The 20,234-nt window shown below is 54.0% G+C and carries 17 protein-coding genes and 1 other RNA gene; 6 read left to right on the top strand and 12 right to left on the bottom strand.

Annotated elements, in window-relative coordinates:
• The first annotated feature begins 6 nt into the window (after window positions 1-6).
• The gene (locus tag APT89_RS08660; RefSeq protein WP_060572060.1) at window positions 7-993 is read left to right on the top strand and encodes a glutathione S-transferase family protein; all 987 of its coding nucleotides are present in this window, start codon (window positions 7-9) and stop codon (window positions 991-993) included.
• Window positions 994-1,098: 105 nt separating this feature from the next.
• Entirely contained in the window at window positions 1,099-1,464 is a 366-nt protein-coding gene (locus tag APT89_RS08655; RefSeq protein ID WP_028014511.1) for a DUF805 domain-containing protein, read from the top strand.
• Window positions 1,465-1,505: 41 nt separating this feature from the next.
• On the opposite strand, the gene yhaJ is transcribed toward APT89_RS08655, so the two are convergent.
• On the bottom strand, window positions 1,506-2,408 hold the full coding sequence (gene yhaJ, locus APT89_RS08650) for a DNA-binding transcriptional regulator YhaJ (protein ID WP_041907956.1): 903 nt from the start codon (window positions 2,406-2,408) through the stop codon (window positions 1,506-1,508).
• Between the two features lie 104 nt (window positions 2,409-2,512).
• Between yhaJ and APT89_RS08645 the strand changes: the two genes are divergently transcribed.
• Window positions 2,513-3,214, top strand: a complete 702-nt coding sequence (locus APT89_RS08645) for a pirin family protein (protein WP_048956675.1) — start codon at window positions 2,513-2,515, stop codon at window positions 3,212-3,214.
• A gap of 53 nt (window positions 3,215-3,267) precedes the next feature.
• Here the strand turns inward: APT89_RS08645 and APT89_RS08640 are convergent, their stop codons facing one another.
• Complete coding sequence (locus APT89_RS08640) at window positions 3,268-4,569, bottom strand: L-cysteine desulfidase family protein (protein WP_060572059.1); 1,302 nt, start codon at window positions 4,567-4,569, stop codon at window positions 3,268-3,270.
• 20 nt (window positions 4,570-4,589) lie between these two features.
• Window positions 4,590-5,921, bottom strand: coding sequence for an amino acid permease (locus tag APT89_RS08635; protein WP_060572058.1), 1,332 nt, complete (start codon window positions 5,919-5,921; stop codon window positions 4,590-4,592).
• Between the two features lie 724 nt (window positions 5,922-6,645).
• Here APT89_RS08635 and APT89_RS08630 point away from each other — a divergent pair.
• Both APT89_RS08630 and APT89_RS24345 read left to right on the top strand, forming a co-directional pair.
• Window positions 6,646-7,089: a cupin domain-containing protein gene (locus APT89_RS08630; RefSeq protein WP_041907948.1), complete on the top strand. Its 444-nt coding sequence runs from the start codon at window positions 6,646-6,648 to the stop codon at window positions 7,087-7,089.
• 189 nt (window positions 7,090-7,278) lie between these two features.
• On the top strand, window positions 7,279-7,533 hold the full coding sequence (locus APT89_RS24345; protein ID WP_131728591.1) for a hypothetical protein: 255 nt from the start codon (window positions 7,279-7,281) through the stop codon (window positions 7,531-7,533).
• 289 nt (window positions 7,534-7,822) lie between these two features.
• Here the strand turns inward: APT89_RS24345 and APT89_RS08620 are convergent, their stop codons facing one another.
• The 9 genes from APT89_RS08620 to garL form a co-directional block, all read right to left on the bottom strand.
• Window positions 7,823-8,191 (bottom strand): FlxA-like family protein, encoded by a 369-nt coding sequence (locus tag APT89_RS08620; RefSeq protein WP_060572056.1) that lies wholly within the window; start codon window positions 8,189-8,191, stop codon window positions 7,823-7,825.
• Between the two features lie 381 nt (window positions 8,192-8,572).
• Window positions 8,573-10,867: a formate C-acetyltransferase gene (gene pflB, locus APT89_RS08615; RefSeq protein WP_060572055.1), complete on the bottom strand. Its 2,295-nt coding sequence runs from the start codon at window positions 10,865-10,867 to the stop codon at window positions 8,573-8,575.
• Between the two features lie 15 nt (window positions 10,868-10,882).
• Window positions 10,883-12,091: a propionate kinase gene (gene tdcD, locus APT89_RS08610; protein ID WP_048961044.1), complete on the bottom strand. Its 1,209-nt coding sequence runs from the start codon at window positions 12,089-12,091 to the stop codon at window positions 10,883-10,885.
• A gap of 29 nt (window positions 12,092-12,120) precedes the next feature.
• Window positions 12,121-13,452 (bottom strand): threonine/serine transporter TdcC, encoded by a 1,332-nt coding sequence (tdcC, locus tag APT89_RS08605; RefSeq protein ID WP_060572054.1) that lies wholly within the window; start codon window positions 13,450-13,452, stop codon window positions 12,121-12,123.
• Between the two features lie 9 nt (window positions 13,453-13,461).
• Window positions 13,462-14,451: a bifunctional threonine ammonia-lyase/L-serine ammonia-lyase TdcB gene (gene tdcB, locus APT89_RS08600; RefSeq protein ID WP_041911948.1), complete on the bottom strand. Its 990-nt coding sequence runs from the start codon at window positions 14,449-14,451 to the stop codon at window positions 13,462-13,464.
• A gap of 96 nt (window positions 14,452-14,547) precedes the next feature.
• Window positions 14,548-15,468 carry a transcriptional regulator TdcA gene (gene tdcA / locus APT89_RS08595; protein ID WP_028014518.1) on the bottom strand — a complete coding sequence of 307 codons (921 nt, stop codon included), beginning with the start codon at window positions 15,466-15,468 and terminating at the stop codon, window positions 14,548-14,550.
• Between the two features lie 688 nt (window positions 15,469-16,156).
• Window positions 16,157-16,533: RNase P RNA component class A (gene rnpB / locus APT89_RS08590), an RNA gene on the bottom strand.
• Between the two features lie 59 nt (window positions 16,534-16,592).
• The gene (gene garR / locus APT89_RS08585) at window positions 16,593-17,483 is read right to left on the bottom strand and encodes a 2-hydroxy-3-oxopropionate reductase (protein WP_041907938.1); all 891 of its coding nucleotides are present in this window, start codon (window positions 17,481-17,483) and stop codon (window positions 16,593-16,595) included.
• 21 nt (window positions 17,484-17,504) lie between these two features.
• Window positions 17,505-18,275: a 2-dehydro-3-deoxyglucarate aldolase gene (garL, locus tag APT89_RS08580; RefSeq protein WP_028014520.1), complete on the bottom strand. Its 771-nt coding sequence runs from the start codon at window positions 18,273-18,275 to the stop codon at window positions 17,505-17,507.
• A 358-nt stretch (window positions 18,276-18,633) separates the two neighbouring features.
• Between garL and garD the strand changes: the two genes are divergently transcribed.
• Entirely contained in the window at window positions 18,634-20,205 is a 1,572-nt protein-coding gene (gene garD, locus APT89_RS08575; RefSeq protein WP_060572053.1) for a galactarate dehydratase, read from the top strand.
• Window positions 20,206-20,234: the final 29 nt, after the last annotated feature.

Here is a 20,234-nt window from a genome sequence, read left to right as displayed (position 1 = left end):
TAAAAAATGGGACAACTCGTAGACGGCGTCTGGCAGGATGTCTGGTATGACACCAAATCCACCGGTGGACGCTTTAAGCGCTCTGTTTCGGCCTTCCGTAACTGGCTGACCGCCGACGGCGCACCCGGCCCGAGTGGCGAAGGGGGCTTCGCGGCTGAGAAAGATCGTTATCATCTTTATGTTTCCCTCGCCTGCCCGTGGGCGCACCGCACGCTGATCGTGCGCAAGCTAAAAGGCCTCGAATCCTTCATTCCGGTTTCAGTCGTCAACCCATTGATGCTGGAAAACGGCTGGACGTTCGACAGTGATTTCCCCGCCGCGACCGGTGATGACCTGTATCACCACGATTTCCTCTACCAGCTCTACCTGCGCGCCGATCCGCACTACACCGGACGCGTGACCGTACCGGTGCTGTGGGACAAGAAAAACCAGACGATCGTCAGCAATGAGTCCGCGGAAATCATCCGCATGTTCAATACCGCGTTTGATGCGCACGGCGCCCGCGCCGGGGATTACTACCCGGTTGAACTGCGGGATAAGATTGACGAGCTGAACAGCTGGATTTACGACAACGTCAACAACGGTGTCTATAAGGCCGGTTTCGCCACCAGCCAGGAAGCCTATGACGAAGCGGTCGGAAAGGTGTTTGAATCGCTGGAGCGCCTGGAGCAGATCCTGGGCCAGCATCGCTACCTGACGGGCAATCGCCTGACGGAAGCGGACATTCGCCTGTGGACCACGCTGGTTCGCTTTGACCCGGTCTATGTCACCCACTTTAAGTGCGATAAACACCGCATCAGCGACTACCTGAACCTGTATGGTTTCCTGCGAGACATCTACCAGATGCCGGGCATCGCGGAGACGGTCGACTTCGACCATATTCGCATCCACTATTTCCGCAGCCACAAGACCATCAACCCGACGGGCATCATCTCCATTGGCCCGTGGCAGGATCTGGATGAACCGCACGGGCGCGACGTGCGTTTCGGATAATTATTTAGGGAATCAATTGATTCCCTTTTTTAATTCACAGCATACATCTATCCTTACCTCGATCGCTTAGAAAACAAGTGATTGACTGATTAAGAGGCAAGGAAAATGGACTGGTATTTAAAAGTACTGCGCAACTACGTTGGATTTGGTGGCCGCGCCCGCCGCAAAGAGTACTGGATGTTCGTTCTGGTGAACTTCGTCCTGATTATGGTGCTGGGCATCGTAGATAAAATCCTCGGCTGGGAGCGCGCCGGCGGTGAAGGCGTACTCACTACGATTTATGGCTTGCTGGTTTTGCTGCCTTCATGGGCCGTGCTGTTTCGTCGTCTCCACGACACCGATCGTTCGGCGTGGTGGCTGCTGTTGCTGTTGATCCCGCTTGTCGGCTGGATCGTGATTTTAATTTTCAACTGTCAGAGCGGGACGCCGGGCGAAAACCGCTTTGGTCCGGATCCTAAGATCGGCGCGTAAATTACTGCCCGGTGGCGCTTACGCTTACCGGGCCTGCTCGCTTATTTGTTGTGATGCGCAAAGAGCTTTGGAATTTCGCGCAGGCACCACGATTTGGCTTCGCCCATGCTGTCGCGGCGCCACGCCATAATAATGTCCACTTCGCTGGTGTACTCCGGGCTCACCACCCTCAGTCGCCCTTCCGCAATATCTTTTTCGACAAACGGGTAGGGCATCGTCGCCACGCCCAAACCGGCCAGCAGCGCCTGCCGCTTGTTTTCCAGTGACGTGACCGTCAGACGCGGCTGTTTATCCAGCAGCTGAACCGTCAGCACCGGACGCTCGCGCGCGGTATCCGCCACCGCCACGCCGCGGTACTTCACGCGCGTCACTTCAGAGAGCGGCTCCGGCTCCTGGTGAATCGGGTGATCCGGCGCGGCGACGTAAACGTTCATGACGCTGTAGAGCTTGCGCGAGTTGATTTCTGACGATGAGCGGAAATGCATGTCAGGCGCAATGACGATATCCGCCCTGCCCGTCTCCAGACGCTCCCACGCCCCGGCCAGCACCTCGGTGATGATCGACAGCTGCGTATTGGCCTTCGCCGCCAGGCGGTCCACCAGCGGGAACAGCGCTTCGGTCGGCACCAGCGCTTCGGTGACTAACGTCAGGTGGGTTTCCCAACCTCGCGCCAGCGCTTCGGCATCCGTGGTGAGCTTGTCCGCCGCTTCCAGCAGCACACGACCTCGCTCCAGCAGCATCCGCCCCACGTTGGTGAATTTTGTTCGATGACCGGAGCGATCGAAGAGCACGACGTCCAGCTCTTCCTCCAGTTTTTGCATGGTGTAGCTTAGCGCAGACGGAACGCGCCCCAGTTCATCTGCCGCCGCGGCAAAGCTGCCGCGCCGGTCAATCGCGTCCATGACGCGAAGCGCCTCAAGCGTCAATGCTCTCTCTTTAGCCATCTCGTTCTCATTCAGGAAATTTGAACATACCAGGCAGAATATCTGGCTAACAATGCAGCGTCCATACCTTTACCATTGTTTTAGTGTAAAGAGAGGTCAAGTTTATGATTACGACAAGAACAGCGAAACAGTGCGGACAAGCCGATTTCGGTTGGCTGCAGGCCCGCTACACCTTTTCCTTTGGACACTACTTTGACCCTAAACTCCTCGGTTACGCTTCACTGCGCGTGTTGAACCAGGAAGTGCTCGCCCCGGGCGCCTCCTTCCAGCCGCGTACGTATCCGAAAGTCGATATCCTGAACCTGATCCTGGAAGGCGAGGCAGAATACCGCGATAGCGAGGGCAATCATATCCAGGCAAAGGCTGGCGAAGCGTTGTTAATTTCCACGCAGCCGGGCATCAGCTACAGCGAGCATAACCTCAGCAAAGACAAAACGCTGACGCGCATGCAGCTGTGGCTCGACGCCTGCCCTGAGCGAGAAAACCCGCTGGTGCAGAAAATAGATCTGAAGGGCGATAAACAGCAGCTGATTGCCTCGCCTGACGGCAGCAAGGACAGCTTGCAGCTGCGACAGCAGGTATGGCTGCACCATATCGAACTGAAAAAAGGTGAACAGGCAAGCTTCCAGCTGCACGGCCCGCGCGCCTATTTGCAGTCCATTCACGGTACGGTGCATGCGGTAACGCACGCGGAAGAGAAAGAAGCGCTCACCTGCGGCGACGGGGCGTTTATTCGTGACGAAGCGAATATCACCCTGGTGGCAGATACGCCGCTGCGCGCGCTGCTGATTGATTTGCCGGTGTAAGAGTTGCTCGATCGGTCCCTCTCCCCTTTGGGAAGAGGGACGAATGCCAATCGCTACACCTTACTCGCCATAATCTCAATAATCTGCCGGTCCGTTGCCTGCATTGAGCGGCACGCCAGCGCGCACAGGTTAGAGATAGACTGTTCCACGTCGTGGGCCACAATTCCTTCGTTACCCGTCACGCCCGACTCATCCAGCGCCATCATCACGGCTTTCCAGGCGCTGGTGACGCTGGTCGAGACTTTCATGGCGCAGCTGTTAGACGCCCCGTCGCAGATCATCCCGCTGATGTCACCGATCATACTGCCGATGGCCATTGCAATCGTCTGATAGCTTCCGCCCATCAGCCACGCCATCCCTGCTGCGGCCCCCATACCGGCCGTTGTCGCCGCACACAGCGCGGACAAACGTGGAAGCTGGTAATGAATGTAGATAGCCGACAGATGCGAGAGCATCAGCGCCCGCGCCAGCCGTTCGTCATCGGCCTGAACATGTTCAGCGGCCACGACAACCGGCATGGTGGCTGTAATTCCCTGATTCCCGGAGCCCGAGTTGCTCATCGCCGGCAGCGTCGCACCGCCCATGCGGGCATCCGAGGCCGCACTGGTGCGGATAACGATGTCTGAACCCAGATCCTGCGCCATCCATCCGCGTGCGCGCTGCTTAATGAGGGTCGCGCCAATGTGTAGCCCCCACTTCCCGCTAAGCCCTTCACGAGAGAGCGCGTCGTTCAGTTGCCCTGCTTCCAGGATAAAGCGGATCGCCTCGGACGGTACCTGCTCCACAAACTCCAGGATCTGCGAGAGCGTGGTGTTCGACAGTACCGCCAGCGGATCGTTACTTACCTCGGCCTGCCGCTCGTCAAGACTGAAGCGCGTTTCGCCGTGACAAACCACCTCCACCACGCGGGTATGTCCGCCCGCAATGGTCACCATGGCCGAGGCCTCACCGGCGTAGACGCAGGCACGTGAATAGAGGATCTCATCGCACGGCTCCTGCAATTTCACCTGCACCAGACCGGCGTTAAGCATTGCTTTGGCCCGCGCCAGCGCATCGGCGGTGACATCTTTCAGCACCTCCAGCCCCGCCTGCGCATTGCCACCAATGGCACCCAGCGCCGCCGCAATGGGCAACCCGACCATGCCGGTGCCCGGCACCGTTACGCCAAGCCCGTTCTTCATCAGATTCGGCGATACCCACGCCTCAATCTTCGTGACGTCGCCAGGCAGTTGCTCTGCGGCAATCGCACAGGCCAGCGCCAGAGAAATAGGTTCGGTACACCCAAGTGCAGGTTTCACTTCTTCCTGCACCGCGCGAATAAATTGGTTCCATAAAGTTTGAGTTTGCTCAGACATCGTTACGACCTTATTTGCCCTCAGGAGAACGCGAGGAAAGGAGAAACACAAAGCAGCAGTCCGGTGATGACGATAATCACCAGCGATACGCCCTTATATTTATGCAGCGCCGGTACCTTGTAGACCAGCCACGCAGGGATCAGGCAGCCCACCATGCCGAAGATGGGGCTACAGATAGAGGTGAAGCTCAGTACCGGCGCGTTTAACACGATCGCGCTCCAGGCCAGCAGGATAGCGAACAGCATGATCCCGCGCTGGACGATGCTTTCATTAATACGTTCAGCCGGCATTTTACGGCGCAGGATATTCATCACGATCCCCTGCGTGGCTTCGCGGAAGCCGAGATAGACGCCGAAGAAGGCGGTCATCACGGCAAAAATATTGAGGATCACGCTGACGATTTTGACCCAGCCCGCGCCGTCACCGCTGATAAACTGCGCCGCAATCGCCAGGGCGGAAATGTTCTGCTCGTAGGCTTTCACCGCTTCGTCGTGTCCCATCGCCATGGTGAAAGAGACGGCGTAGAAGAAGACCGTGACAAACAGTATGCCAAAGGCGATATTCATCGCCCGCAGCGCCTTATGACGCGCCACCTCAACGGATTTTTCCCGTGAACGATAGGAAATCACCATCGGGCTTAATGTCTGGATAAACAGAATGGAGGTTAAGGTAAAGGGCAGCGTAATAATGGCATTTTTTATCAGCAACCCCATCGGCGGCAGCATGCCCACGTTGGCTAAATGCCAGAGGCCGATCATCGAAAGCCCCAGCGCCGCCACCACAAATAATTTGGTCAGCACCATCAGACTGGAGACTTTAAACAGCAGCTTTTCACCGCGCGAAGAGATGGCGACCAGAATACAGATCAGGAATAAGCCGTAGAAGGGATTTTCCGACAGCAACCCCTCGGTGACACCGAAGGTGTGCAAATAGGATGCGCTGTCGTTGGTGATAGCCGTGGAATAGACAAACATCCAGATGACCAGCATCACGAAATAAAGTGCACCTAATAAGATGCCCCAGTTTTTACCTAAATAACCGCTAATCACGCTCGGGTAGTCTTTACATTCCGGGGATTCCGCCAGCGTATTAATAAATAATCGCTGGAAGAGGTACATGGCCGGATAGCCAATAATCGAGGAGAGCAAAAAGACCCACAGCCCCATTAATCCAACCTGCACCGGAAGAAAAACGATACCCGCGCCGATAGCCATCCCGATACTCATGATGACCCAGCCCGTGTCGGTGCTGTCGAATTTGATCGCCTCTCGCCATTCGCTTTCGCTCATTCCCGCCCGCCTTGCCGCAGGGGAATCACTCACAATCACACTGCTGTTTGTTGCCATATTCATTGGGCACTCGCTTATTTTGTAGGGTAAACAGTTGTTTTTATTAGGTTCCGATCGCCAGCGATTGCGAGTCAGAGAGTGCAGGTGTGTGTTGTTGGTGTGGGAAGATCATATCCGGAGAGAGGGAGAAAAAAGTCACATAATTAATATGGTTTTTCTGCATTTAGAGAAAAATTTTCTCCTTATTTTGGAAATATTAAAAATAAAACCCAAATGTGATTCAGCTCAAAGAAGTAAGTTATCCTGGGAATGGCGCTTTATCAGAATTTATAAAGGTGTACGTAACATCTCCACATCAGAGTTATTTTTGAATTTCCCGGATACTACCGATGAACAATTCGATGGATTAAAGTGAATCGCCATGGCGTGTCGGCGGTGTCAGTCCAGTCAGATTGAGCTACGTGAGCTGCGCCGATTTTATATCCTCGGCATTAGTGCCCTGAGGATAAAAAATATGACAACCATATGATACTTTATAAATTAAATATCATTAAAAAATATTAAACATCATCAATGCGGCACCATTTTTTATTTCTTCACAATTCAAAATAATATAACCATTAAAATACCAGTATTAAGTTTATTAAAATATGTAAATACTCTTGCTGTTTATTTTTGCATAACTACAATGCTTCCGTCTGCATTTCAAACATATTGTTGATGTTAGATGAATAAATTTTGATATTTACGCACAAGCTTAAACATGATAATTGTAAAGGAAATTCCTATGAAAAGATCTTACGTTCACGCATCTGTTCTTTGTGTATTATCTTTTATTATTTCACCAGTGGCATCTTATGCTCACAGCAGTCATAATTCTGATGGGATCAGCATCGAAACGTTACTGGAGACCGAGAAGTCCTGGGATGGAGTGGAATACGCGCCTTATCCAGCAGGTACACCGCAGCTTTCTGTGCTGAAAATCACTATTTCGCCGAATACAAGTCTTGACTGGCATGAACATCCCATGCCGAACGCCGCCTATGTAGAAAAAGGCGCTTTAACCGTTGAAAAACAGGCAACGGGTAAAACCCGTACTCTGCAGGCGGGAGAGGTGCTACCAGAGATGGTTGATAGTGCACACAGGGGCTACACAGGTCCGGAAGGAGCCACGCTGGTGGTATTCTATGCCGGGAAAAAAGGGCTTCCACTGTCAAAGCCCGTTAAATAAATTCTGTCTTTTAAATCGCCCATTTCTTCCGACATGACGAGAAGAAAACAGTCCCTCACTTGCACTTACTTGTACCGGAAGTGACGTGGGGGCTGTTGATTCGGACTTGACGCCATGCAATGGCCATACAAAATTACTATCAATTAATGAGATTTATCTGGCTGTATTGTTAATTCGCAGCCACAAATTATGCTCACGCCAAAAAGCGTAACTACAAACAAGAATGACCAGAGCAGAATCCAGGACATTCGCATTCCAGAACATTCTGACGATCTGAGTGCTCACAATATCCATGAATCCTTCAGAATAGAGGGGGGGCTTGCTTATTTTGAACGTAATAAGCCAAAGAACGCAAATCAGAGCAAAACGAAAAGCAATCCACGCGATGAGGGGCATCATGAAAGCATGACCTTTAGTGAATTTGCCCCGATGAGTCAGGAATAAAAAATATAATAGTGGAGTCAACGCGGGAAGAATTCCCATGGAATAGTGTACTATTTGCTCCCAGACAGGGATTTGCCATTGCTGCAATACTTTTAATGACAAAAAGATCTCTGAGGGAAATGCACGATAAAGTAATGAAAAACAAACCAGTCCCCATATCAGAGCAATCCTGTAACGATGAGTCATCGATGCATTACCTCCCGGATAAAGCTGGCGACTCAATAGTGCCAGCATGTATAAAAATGATATCAAACCTTAAGTATGACGAAAACCGGCCAAAAGAACCAATTTAGATATATACATCAATATAGCTGGTTATCTTCTTGATGTGATCTATCTGTTCTTCTCCGTTTTGTTTTGGTGTAGATTCTGCTTTTTTCTGCTGTGCTTCTTCAACTTGTTGTCTCTGGAGCTGGCCAAGCTGTTCATAAAGATGTGCTAGCTGCTGACTAAGCTCTGCCATTCTGCGTTCTTTTTCTTCAGTAGTCTCATCTATCTCACCACTGGCAATACCTTCAACATAATTCTGGATTTCTTTTGTTAAGGCCTCGATCTGCGCCTCTACCTGCTTGATTTTTGATGCTGAATTGTTCCTGCCCGGGCTGGCTTCAGCGTGTATGGCCTGCCTAAGTTGTTGTCCATTTGAGATCGCCGTCATAAGTTCTCCTTTATCTTAGAAAAGAGTGGTGGTCGTTTCTGAATTACATCGGCAACAACGACAACATCATAAATAATTCTATTGCTCCTTGTACCGAAGCGATTTTAAATGTTTTGTGGATTTATTTGATTTTTTATATTCAGCCAGAGGCAGCTTGTCGCTCGAACCATACCGACGCTTGCAGGTAAACGCTCACTGCTCATGGGTATGGGTTCCCCTGTTTAAGTCTTCTTAGATGACGCTGAGGTGCCTGTTAAATCCGTGGCGCTCCCGTTTTTCAAGACTGGATGAATATGTGTGAGTAATTACATAAACAATTTTGTATGTTTAGCGGGCAAAAAAATGCCCCCTGCGCTGAGGGGGCATGAGACCTGAATGTCGTCAGATTGCCTGCGTAAACGTCCTCGAAATCACGTCCTGCTGCTGCTCGCGCGTCAGAGCGTTAAACCGTACCGCATACCCCGAAACGCGGATGGTCAGGTTCGGGTAGTTCTCCGGATGGGCAATGGCATCCAGCAGCATCTCCCGGTTCATGACGTTGACGTTCAGGTGCTGCCCGCCCTCAATAGACGCTTCGTGATGGAAGTACCCATCCAGCAGCCCCACCAGGTTGGTTTTGCGCACCAGTTCATCCTTGCCCAGCGCCTGCGGCACAATGGAGAAGGTATAGGAAATCCCGTCTTTGGCGTAGGTAAACGGCAGCTTGGCGACCGACGTTAGCGAAGCCACCGCCCCTTTCCTGTCGCGACCGTGCATCGGGTTGGCGCCAGGCGCAAACGGCGTACCGCCGCGGCGTCCGTCCGGCGTGGTGCCCGTTTTCTGGCCGTAGACCACGTTGGAGGTGATAGTCAGGATCGACTGAGTCGGCACCGCGTTGCGATACGTCGGCAGCGCCTGGATCTTCTTCATAAATCGCTCCACCAGGTCGCAGGCGATGCTGTCCACGCGATCGTCATTATTACCGTACTGCGGATAGTCCCCTTCGATGACGAAGTCCACCGCCAGGCCGTTGTGGTCGCGCACTGGTTTCACCGTGGCGTACTTAATCGCCGACAGGGAATCCGCCGCCACCGACAGCCCGGCAATGCCGCAGGCCATGGTGCGATAGACGTCACGATCGTGCAGCGCCATCAGCGAGGCTTCGTAACTGTACTTATCATGCATGTAGTGAATGAGATTCAGCGCGCTGATGTACTGCACCGCCAGCCAGTCCATAAAGTGATCGAGGCTCGCCATCACGGTGTCGTAATCCAGCACCTCATCCAGCAGCGGCTCGGTTTTCGGGCCGACCTGGATCTTCAGCTTCTCGTCCACCCCGCCGTTGATCGCGTACAGCAGCGTTTTAGCAAGGTTGGCGCGTGCGCCAAAGAACTGCATCTGCTTGCCGATCACCATCGGGCTGACGCAGCAGGCAATGGCGTAGTCGTCGCTGTTGAAGTCGGCGCGCATAAGATCGTCGTTCTCATACTGCAGCGACGAGGTGACGATCGACACCTGCGCGGCGTATTTCTTAAACGCGATCGGCAGCTGTTCAGACCAGAGGATAGTCAGGTTCGGCTCCGGCGCGGGCCCCATGGTGTGCAGGGTATGCAGGTAGCGGAAGCTGTTTTTTGTCACCAGCGTACGGCCATCCAGCCCCATGCCGCCGATCACTTCCGTGGCCCAGATCGGATCGCCGGAGAAGAGCGTGTCGAACTCCGGCGTGCGCAGGAAGCGCACCATGCGGATCTTCATGATGAAGTGGTCGATCAGCTCCTGGGCCTGCACCTCGTTCAGCCTTCCTGCCTGCATGTCGCGCTCAATGTAGATATCAAGGAACGAGGCCGTGCGCCCCAGCGACATCGCCCCGCCGTTCTGGGATTTCACTGCGGCAAGGTAGGCAAAGTAGACCCACTGCACCGCTTCCTGCGCGTTCATCGCCGGACGTGAAATATCAAAGCCATAGTTCGCCGCCATCTGCTGGATCTGCAGCAACGCACGCTTATGCTCCGCCAGTTCCTCGCGCAGGCGGATCGTCGCCTCCAGATCTTCGCCGCGCTCCAGCCTCCCCTGCAGATCGGCAAACTGCAGTTCACGCTCGCGCACCAGATAGCTGATGCCGTACAGCGCCACGCGGCGGTAGTCGCCGATAATGCGCCCGCGCCCGTAGCCGTCCGGCAGACCGGTCAGCACGCCAGATTTACGGCAGCGCATCATCTCCGGGGAGTAAACGTCAAACACGCCCTGGTTGTGGGTTTTACGCAGGTCGGTAAACAGGTATTCGAACTGCGGATCCATTTCCCGCCCGTAGGCTTCGAAAGAGCTGCGGATCATGTTGATCCCGCCGTACGGATGCAGGGCACGCTTGAGCGGCTTGTCGGTTTGCAGGCCGACGATCGTCTCAAGATCCTGGTCGATATAGCCCGGTCCGTGGGCGGTAATGGTGGTGGCAATGTTGGTGTCGAAATCCACCGGGGCGTGGGTGGCATTCTCCTGGCGAATGCCGACCATCACCTTCTGCCACAGCGCCGTCGTTGCTGGCGTCGCCTGCGCGAGGAAAGCTTCATCGCCTTCATAAGGGGTGTAGTTATGCTGAATAAAATCGCGGACGTTAACGGCGTTTTTCCATTCTTCACCGCGAAACCCGGCCCATGCGTCGCTGTAGGGTGCGACGCCCGTATCGATTGTTACTTTCATCAGATTCTCGCTTTATCAGGCGTAAGCCGCAGCCGGGGTGACCTTCCCAAGACGGAGGGCGTCCAGCGCGATCATTTTTTCTTCGTTGGTAGGGATAACCGCGCAGGTCACGCGGGACGACTCGGTGGAGATGACGCGCTCACCCGCGCTGCCCGGCAGAGCGTTTTTCGCCTCGTCGAGCGCGATGCCAAACACCTTCAGATGTTCCGCCACCAGCGCGCGGATCAGCGTGGAGTTTTCACCGATGCCGCCAGTGAAGATCACGCCATCCAGACGGTGCAGAGACGCGGCGTGACCGGCGATATGCCGCGCTATGCGGTGGACAAAGGTCTTTATCGCCAGCTGCGCCCGGTCATTGCCGTCATGCCAGGCTTTCTCCAGCGCGCGTAAATCGGAGGAGATACCGGAGATGCCAAGCAACCCGGACTCTTTGTTGACCACGCGCTCCAGATCCTCGAACGACTGGCCGGTCTGCTGGGCAATCCACGCCATTGCGCCGAAGTCCACGTCGCCGCAGCGCGTGCCCATCACCAGCCCTTCCAGCGGCGTCATCCCCATCGAGGTATCGACGCTTTTACCGTTGCGCACCGCGCAGATGGACGCCCCGTTGCCGAGATGGGCAATCACCAGGCCGCTGTCATCGGGGGACAGCCCGAGGAGCGCGTGCGCCTGCCCGGACACGTAGCGGTGAGAGGTGCCGTGGAAGCCGTAGCGGCGCACGCCCAGCTCTTCAAAATAGCGGTACGGCAGACCGTACAGATACGCCTGCGGCGCCATGGTCTGATGGAAACTGGTGTCAAATACCGCCACCTGCTGCACGCCGGGGAACAGGCGCTCTGCGGCTTCCACGCCGCTCAGGTTGGCGTAGTTATGCAGCGGCGCCAGCGGGGAAACCAGGCGGATCTGCTCAATGACCTCTTCCGTGATCAGGGTCGACTCGCTGAAGAGATCGCCGCCGTGAGCGATGCGGTGGCCAATCAGGGCCACGCTGCTCATCAGGTCGCGTTTCTCCAGCTCGAGGGCGATGGCGGCCAGCGCCCCTTCGTAGTCCTGGTGAGCCAGTCTGACTGGCTCACCCCCGTTCACGGAAATAAAGGCTTTTTCAGTGTTGATGCCGTCCGCAATGCCCGTCAGCAGGGCATCGCAGCCTGCTGCGTCCAGCACCGAAAACTTAACGGAGGACGATCCGCAGTTAATAACCAGTACTACCGGAAATTCAGTCATGTGTTACTCCGCTCTTCCTGAGCTTTGGCTTAAAACAGTTTGTAGACGATGTTCAGAATGGTCAGCAGGCCGACCACGGTCACGAAGATGTTCTCGGTCCGGCCTTTGTATTTCGCCAGCGCTGGCGCCTTGCGGATAGCGTACATCGGCAGCAGACACAGCAGAGAGGCGATAATTGGCGCCCCCATGGCTTCAATAAGGTCGAGGATGTTCGGGTTGGCGTAGGCCACAATCCAGGTGGAGCCCATGATGAAAATCATGCTGATGGTGTTCAGTTTGCCGACGGAGACGCTCTTCTTATCGCCTTTGTAGCCGAACTTGAGGATCAGGCCATTCAGCCCCTCCAGCGTGCCCAGGTAGTGGCCGAAGAAGGATTTAAAGATAGCGACCAGCGCGATGATGGAGGCGCCGTATTCCAGCACCGTGGCGAACGTGGATTTACTGCCCGACATCGAGGCAAAGTGGTTCGCCAGGTAAGAGAGCACCGGAATGTTCTGCGCTTTGGCATCCGCCATGTTCTGCGGAGAGAGCGTAAACAGGCAGCTAAAGGCGAAGAACATCACCACCGCCACCATCAGCAGGCTGGCGCGACCGATGATTTTGGAACATTTCTGCTCGGTGAATTCTTTCCCGAACTTCGGCTCGTACTCTTCGCGCTTGGAGACTACAAACGAGGAGACGATGGGCGAGAAGTTAAAGGAGAAGACCATGATGGAGATCCCCAGCCACACCGTGACCAGAATGCCGTCATGACCGGTAAAAGCGATATCGCTCAGGTTGACCTGGTCGATCACCGCCGAGTTCCAGTACGGGATCAGCGACAGGGAAATCAGCACCAGGCTGGCAATGAACGGGAACACCAGGTAGCTCATCACCTTCACCATCAGGTCTTTCCCGAACCAGATCACAAAGGCCATCAGCAGCAGCAGGAGCAGCGCTACCACGCCGCGGTTCAGCGCAGGCATCTGGAGTTGGTTTTCCCAGAAGGTCATAAAGGTGTTAGTAATGGTGACGCCGTAAATCCACAGCAGCGGGCAAATGGCGAAGAAGTAGAGGAAGGTGATCACCACCCCACCGGTTTTCCCGAAGTGCTCTTCCACCGTCTCGGTGATGTTGCTGGAGACGTTGCTGCCGGACAAACAGAGGCGCGCCAGCGCGCGGTGGCAGTAAAACGCAATCGGGAAGGCGAGTACCAGCATCAGCAGGATGGGGATCAGTCCGCCAAAGCCTGCGCGAATGGGAAAGAACAGCACACCTGCGCCAATGGCGGTACCAAACAGGCCGAGCGTCCATGTGGTGTCAGACTTACGCCAGGAGGACGTTTTTGTCTGGCCAACGATAATGCTTTCTGTGTTGCTCATAGGTCACCTTTATGCGTCAACGAAGCCGGTAATTTGGGAAACACGGGAGAGATCGATATTGCCGCCGGAAATAATGCAGACGGATTTACGGCCCTGAATATAGTGGTCAAGCTTGCCGCTTAATAACGCCGCGCAGGCCAGCGCGCCCGCACCTTCCGTCACCACTTTATTTCGCTGAATAAGGGCAATCATGCTGTTGCGAATATCGTCTTCACTCACCAGCACAATGTCATCGACCAGTTCACGAACAATTTCGAAGGTTAATTTACCCGGACGAGACACGTCGCAGCCGTCGGCTAATGTGCCGGTAACGCGATGGTTGGTTATTTCTCCGGCCTGCCAGGAAGCCGCCATGCCGTGAACGTTTTCAGACTGTACGCCGATAATATTGATTGTCGGGTTGATGGATTTAATTGCTGTCGCAATACCGGCAATTAACCCGCCGCCGCCGATAGGAACAATCACGTTATCCACGTCGTATAAATCTTCGAGGATTTCCAGGCCGATGGTGCCCTGGCCGGCAATGACTTTCGCATCGTCATAAGGCGGGATAAAAATGCGCCCCTCCATCTCGACGATTTCGCTCACCTTAGCGATGGTGTCGTTGAAGTTCTCGCCGTGTAGCACCACTTCGGCGGAGTAGTCGCGGGTAGCGGCGACCTTGGATTTTGGCGCGCCCATCGGCATCACCACTTTGCCGTCGATACCGAGCATGGCGCAGGAGAGCGACACCCCCTGAGCGTGGTTTCCTGCGGAGCAGGCCACTACCCCTTTGCGTTTTTCTGCATCCGTCAACGAACTTAACTTATTAAACGCCCCGCGTATTTTAAACGAACCGGTACGCTGCATATTTTCAAACTTAAGAAATATCTCACCCTTACAGCGTTCGCTGAGATAATTTGAGCGCGGCATGCCGGTTTTATAAATTTTTCCCGCCAGGCGTTTTCTGGCGTCCTGAATATCTTCAATGGTCACCGGGAGATCGTAAGTAATGTGCATAATATCCTCGTTATAATAATTCATTGTTTTCAGGCAAAGTCAGGGTATCAGAGCGTTAAAAAGCGTCGCTCCGGGTGTTTTAAAACTTAATTATTTCTATCGTCGTTTATCGATATCCATCGACGAATATTGTTTTGCCAGTTCAACTAATACTGACGCCGATTTTTTAATACTGTAATTTTTCGACCACACGGCGGCATAGCGCGCCACGGGTAATTCATCTTCCACCGGCAGGACGATAAACTGGTCCGAGCCGAACGGCGCAATCATGTCGCGGGGGATCACCGTCAGATAATCGGCATTCAGGACAAGGTTATAAATGGTGACGACGGAATCGGTCTGGACGATGTTTTCAATGCTGATGTGGTTGTCTTGCAGGGTGGTCAGGAGTTCGTTGTAGTAGCCCATATCGGTTTGCGGCATCACCCACTGCTCATGCGTAAGTGATGCCAGTCTGGTCGGGCCGGTGCACGTTCGTGATTTACTCGCCACCAGCACAAACTCAGATTCAAACAGTGGCTCAACGTGAAGATCCTGAAGCAACATTCCGTCGCTCAGCGTGCCGATGGCAAAATCCAGCCGACCGTCGCGAATGGCGGGCAGGAATGAAGAGAGCTGCGCTTCATACATGGAGACGCGCGCTTTCGGGAACACTTCCCTGAATTTTTTGATCATCTCAGACAGGAAGGTGAAGCCTATCAGCGACGGATAACCAAAGGAGACGTCCATAACGGTACTAAAACTGAGGCTGTTAATCTCGCTCACCATGTTTTTCATTTCGCGGGTGATCGACTCAGCGTATGACAGCAGCACCTGACCAGCGGCAGTGAGTTTTACGCCGGTGTTTTTACGCACCATCACTTCCACCCCGAAGTAGGATTCGATGTCGCTGATGATTTTGCTGACGGCGGGTTGCGTCAGGCCTAGTTGTCTTGCGGCAGAACCTATGGAGCCACTTTTAATGACTTCCTGAAATACCACGAGGTGCTGAGTTTTCGGTAGAATAATAGTATTCATAATATTCTGCGCTTATTTCCCTATGACGCAGCGGATTCTACCCAATAATGTTTCAGGGGGTATGTGCTGTTACTCACAATTTGCTTCCCCGCGCATTTTACGGGCACAACAAGAACCTAAAAAACACTTTACAATCAATATCATAAAAAATTAAAAGCACACCATTACGCTGATATCGATCAATAAAATCAGCAGTAATAAATTTATTTTATGGCGATAACCTTGATAAATTTCTCTGCGTTAAATAAATCAATAAAGACGAACTTTCAGACAATTAAAGGCCAATAAATAACCGTTATTCCTTTTAAACATTCTTTCAAATTATCAAATTTTGCAGAGGATTTTTGGACAGCTTTTTATAAACAGTGGAATACGTCACACATTCATAGCCTGAATGTTTTTAATTTCAATATGTTTATATCAAATAAGAAAATATTTGCGATCGTTCAGTTAACATTCGCAACAAATTAACAATACTGTAAATTCACCATTTTTTAGGGTGAAATTTTGTGATAACGATCGTTTGCGGTAGGCATAGCGATGCCCGAAAGGGTCATGCAGTCAAATGTGCTTAATGTCGCAAATATGAGAATTGATGTCGTTTGTGCGAGTTGCCGGGTGGCGATGCGCATACCTGGGCTACAAAACTCTAAAAGCAAAAACCCCGCCGAAGCGGGGTTCTGTAAGAAGTTGAAGCTGACCGATAAGCCGGGTTCTGTCGTGGACAGTCATTCATCTAGGCCAGCAATCGCTCACTGGCTCAAGCAGCCTACCCGGGTTCAGTACGGGCCGTACCATGTGAACCCCTATTTGGCCTTGCTCCGGGTGGAGTTTACCGTGCCACGGACTGTTACCAGCCGCGCGGTGCGCTCTTACCGCACCCTTTCACCCTTACCTGATCCCGCTTGCGCGGGCCATCGGCGGTTTGCTCTCTGTTGCACTGGTCGTGGGTTTCCCCCCCAGGCGTTACCTGGCACCCTGCCCTATGGAGCCCGGACTTTCCTCCCCTCCGCCCGTCTCCCCCGAAAGGGACGACGACGAAGCGGCGACTGTCTGGTCAGCTTCGGCGCGCAGTATAGAGGGTTTGCGCGCCGCTGTCACCCTCAGGTGCGGGCAAGATGCTATTAACGCGCCACTTCCACCTTCGCCAGTTTTTCGTAGTAGCACGCAATCGCGCTGTGATCGGCCGTACCCAGGCCATCCGCACGCAGCGCCTGCATCATCTCCATAACCGCAGCGGTCAGCGGTAGCTGTGCACCCACGCCGTGAGACGTATCCAGCGCGTTCGCCAGATCTTTGATGTGCAGATCAATGCGGAAACCGGGTTTGAAATTACGATCCATCACCATCGGCGCTTTGGCATCCAGCACCGTACTGCCCGCCAGACCGCCACGGATTGCCTGATAAACCAAGTCCGGATTGACGCCCGCCTTCGTTGCCAGCGTCAGCGCTTCAGACATGGCGGCAATGTTCAGCGCCACAATCACCTGGTTCGCGAGCTTGGTAACGTTGCCCGCGCCAATGTCTCCGGTATGCACTACGGAGCCCGCCATCGCCTTCATCAGGTCATAGTATTTGTCGAACACGGCCTTATCGCCGCCCACCATCACCGACAGGGTACCGTCGATGGCTTTCGGCTCGCCGCCGCTGACGGGCGCATCCAGCATCTCTACGCCCTTCGCTTTTAACGCCTCGCTGATTTCACGGCTCGCGAGCGGGGCGATAGAGCTCATATCAATCAGCACCAGGCCCGGCTTCGCACCCTCGATGATGCCGTTCTCCCCAAGCGCGACCTCTTTGACGTGAGGGGAATTTGGCAGCATGGTGATGATGACATCGCACTGCTCAGCAATGGCTTTAGGGGTAGTAGCTGTTTCCGCGCCCGCCGCCATCACCTCAGCCACAGACTGTGGATTGTGATCGGATACCACCAGTGAGTAACCCGCTTTAATCAGGTTCTTACTCATTGGTTTACCCATGATCCCAAGACCAATAAAACCCACTTTCAGCGTCATAATCTGTTTCCTCAATGATGGTTATTTTTTAAAAGCGTCCGCTAATTTCTGCGTCGCTGAGCGGAACACGCCGAGGTCGCTGCCGACGGCAACGAACGTGGCTCCCCACTCCAGGTAGCGGCGGGCATCGGCTTCAACCGGCGCCAGAATGCCGCACGGTTTGCCGTGCGCTTTGGCGCGGGCAAAGATGTGCTGTATTGCGCGCTGTACGTCCGGGTGGCTGGCGTTACCCAGATGCCCAAACGCCGCAGCCAGATCGCTTGGACCGACGAAGATACCGTCCACGCCGTCTGTGGCTGCAATCGCATCGACGTTATCAACGCCCTGCTGGCTTTCAATCTGAACCAGAATAGTGATGTTGCTATTAGACTGGGCGAAATAGTCCGGCACGGTGCCAAACATGTTGGCGCGGTGTGATACCGAGACGCCGCGAATCCCTTCCGGCGGATAGCGCGTTGAGGCCACGGCCAGCGCCGCCTGTTCTTCCGTTTCCACAAACGGGATCAGGAAATTGTAGAAACCGATATCCAGCAGACGCTTGATAATCACCGGCTCGTTAGTTGGCACGCGCACCACCGGAGTGCTGGGGCTACCTTTCAGCGCCATCAGCTGCGGAATAAAGGTGCTGATATCGTTCGGCGCGTGTTCGCCGTCCAGCACCAGCCAGTCGAATCCGGCCAGGCCTAACACTTCGGTGCTGATAGGGTTTGCCAGCGCGGACCAACAGCCAATCTGAATCTGGTGCGCCGCGAGGGCAGCTTTAAACTTATTCGGGAAAATATCGTTATTCATCACTTAACCCTTTTTTAATTCCGCAGTTTTCGCCAGTAATATTTATTCCAGAACAGATTCTTTATATTTATTTATCTGACTGAATGGTGGCGTTATAAAATCGTCATTCAGTATAATCGGCTCTATACGTCAGCACATTGTTTTGATGCTCAAGTATTGCGTTACATCTCAATGCTATTTTGAGCATATGCACAAAGCAGTGGGCGCTAATGCACAGAATCAAGGATTAGTCCGCCTGAAACGATCGCGATCACATTTTCACTTTTCTTCTCCTGACATGCTTTATTTCTACGTTAAGAAAACGATTATCCAACGAGTTATTTTTCATAGCTGAAACTTTGCCGGAGAAGAGTGAATAATGACCGATATTGTAATTAGAGAGGCACCCCCGACGGCGTTTTATATTAAGGTTCACGATACGGATAACGTGGCGATTATTGTCAACGACAATGGCTTAAAAGCAGGCACCCGCTTCCCGGACGGGCTGGAGCTGATTGAGCATATTCCGCAGGGGCACAAGGTCGCGTTGGTCGATATTCCTGCCCACGGTGAAATCGTACGCTACGGCGAAGTCATCGGCTATGCGGTAAGCGCTATCCCGCAGGGTAGCTGGATTGAGGAGTCGCTGGTGGCGCTGCCAGAAGCACCGCCGCTGAATACGCTTCCGCTGGCGACCCGCGTTCCTGAAGCTTTGCCGCCGCTGGAGGGCTATACCTTTGAAGGCTACCGCAATGCGGACGGTAGCGTCGGCACCAAAAACCTGCTCGGCATTACCACCAGCGTGCACTGCGTGGCGGGCGTGGTGGATTACGTGGTGAAAATCATAGAACGCGATCTGCTGCCAAAGTACCCGAACGTCGACGGCGTAGTGGGTCTTAACCACCTGTACGGCTGCGGCGTAGCGATCAATGCGCCCGCGGCGGTCGTGCCGATCCGTACTATCCACAATATCGCCCTGAATCCGAACTTTGGCGGCGAGGTGATGGTTATTGGCCTCGGCTGTGAAAAATTGCAGCCAGAGCGCCTGCTGCAGGGCACCGAAGATGTCAAAGCCATCCCGGCTGACGGGGCCAGCATCGTGCGCCTGCAGGACGAGCGCCACGTTGGTTTTCGTTCAATGGTCGACGATATTTTGCAGGTAGCAGAGCATCATCTGGACAAACTCAACCGCCGCCAGCGCGAAACGTGTCCGGCGTCGGAACTGGTGGTGGGAACACAATGCGGCGGCAGCGATGCGTTTTCCGGCGTGACGGCCAACCCGGCAGTGGGCTATGCGTCCGATCTGCTGGTTCGCTGCGGCGCCACGGTGATGTTCTCCGAGGTAACCGAAGTGCGTGACGCCATCCATCTGCTGACGCCGCGCGCCGTCAACGAAGAGGTGGGCAAACGCCTGCTGGAAGAGATGGCCTGGTACGATAACTATCTCGATATGGGCCAAACAGACCGCAGCGCTAACCCGTCGCCGGGCAACAAAACAGGCGGCCTGGCCAACGTGGTGGAAAAAGCCCTCGGTTCGATTGCCAAATCCGGCCAGAGCGCGATTGTGGAAGTGCTCTCTCCGGGCCAGCGGCCAACCAGGCGCGGCCTTATTTATGCGGCAACACCTGCCAGCGATTTTGTGTGCGGCACCCAGCAGGTGGCGTCCGGCATTACGGTGCAGGTCTTTACCACCGGGCGCGGCACGCCGTACGGGCTGATGGCGGTCCCGGTGATCAAGATGGCGACCCGCACCGAGCTGGCAAACCGCTGGTATGACTTAATGGATATCAACGCGGGCACCATCGCCACCGGGGAAGAGAGTATTGAGGACGTGGGCTGGAATCTGTTCCATTTTATTCTGGACGTAGCGAGCGGGAGGAAGAAAACTTTCTCGGACCAGTGGGGATTGCATAACCAGCTGGCGGTGTTTAACCCGGCGCCGGTGACGTGATGGCCCCTCAGCCTTCCCTCTCCCCATAG

This window comes from Enterobacter sp. 50588862 (assembly GCF_001462935.1).
GTDB classification, from domain to species: Bacteria; Pseudomonadota; Gammaproteobacteria; order Enterobacterales; family Enterobacteriaceae; genus Enterobacter; species Enterobacter bugandensis.
The sequence above is the reverse complement of the archived record's forward strand: the minus strand, read 5'-3'. Positions and strand labels throughout refer to the sequence as shown.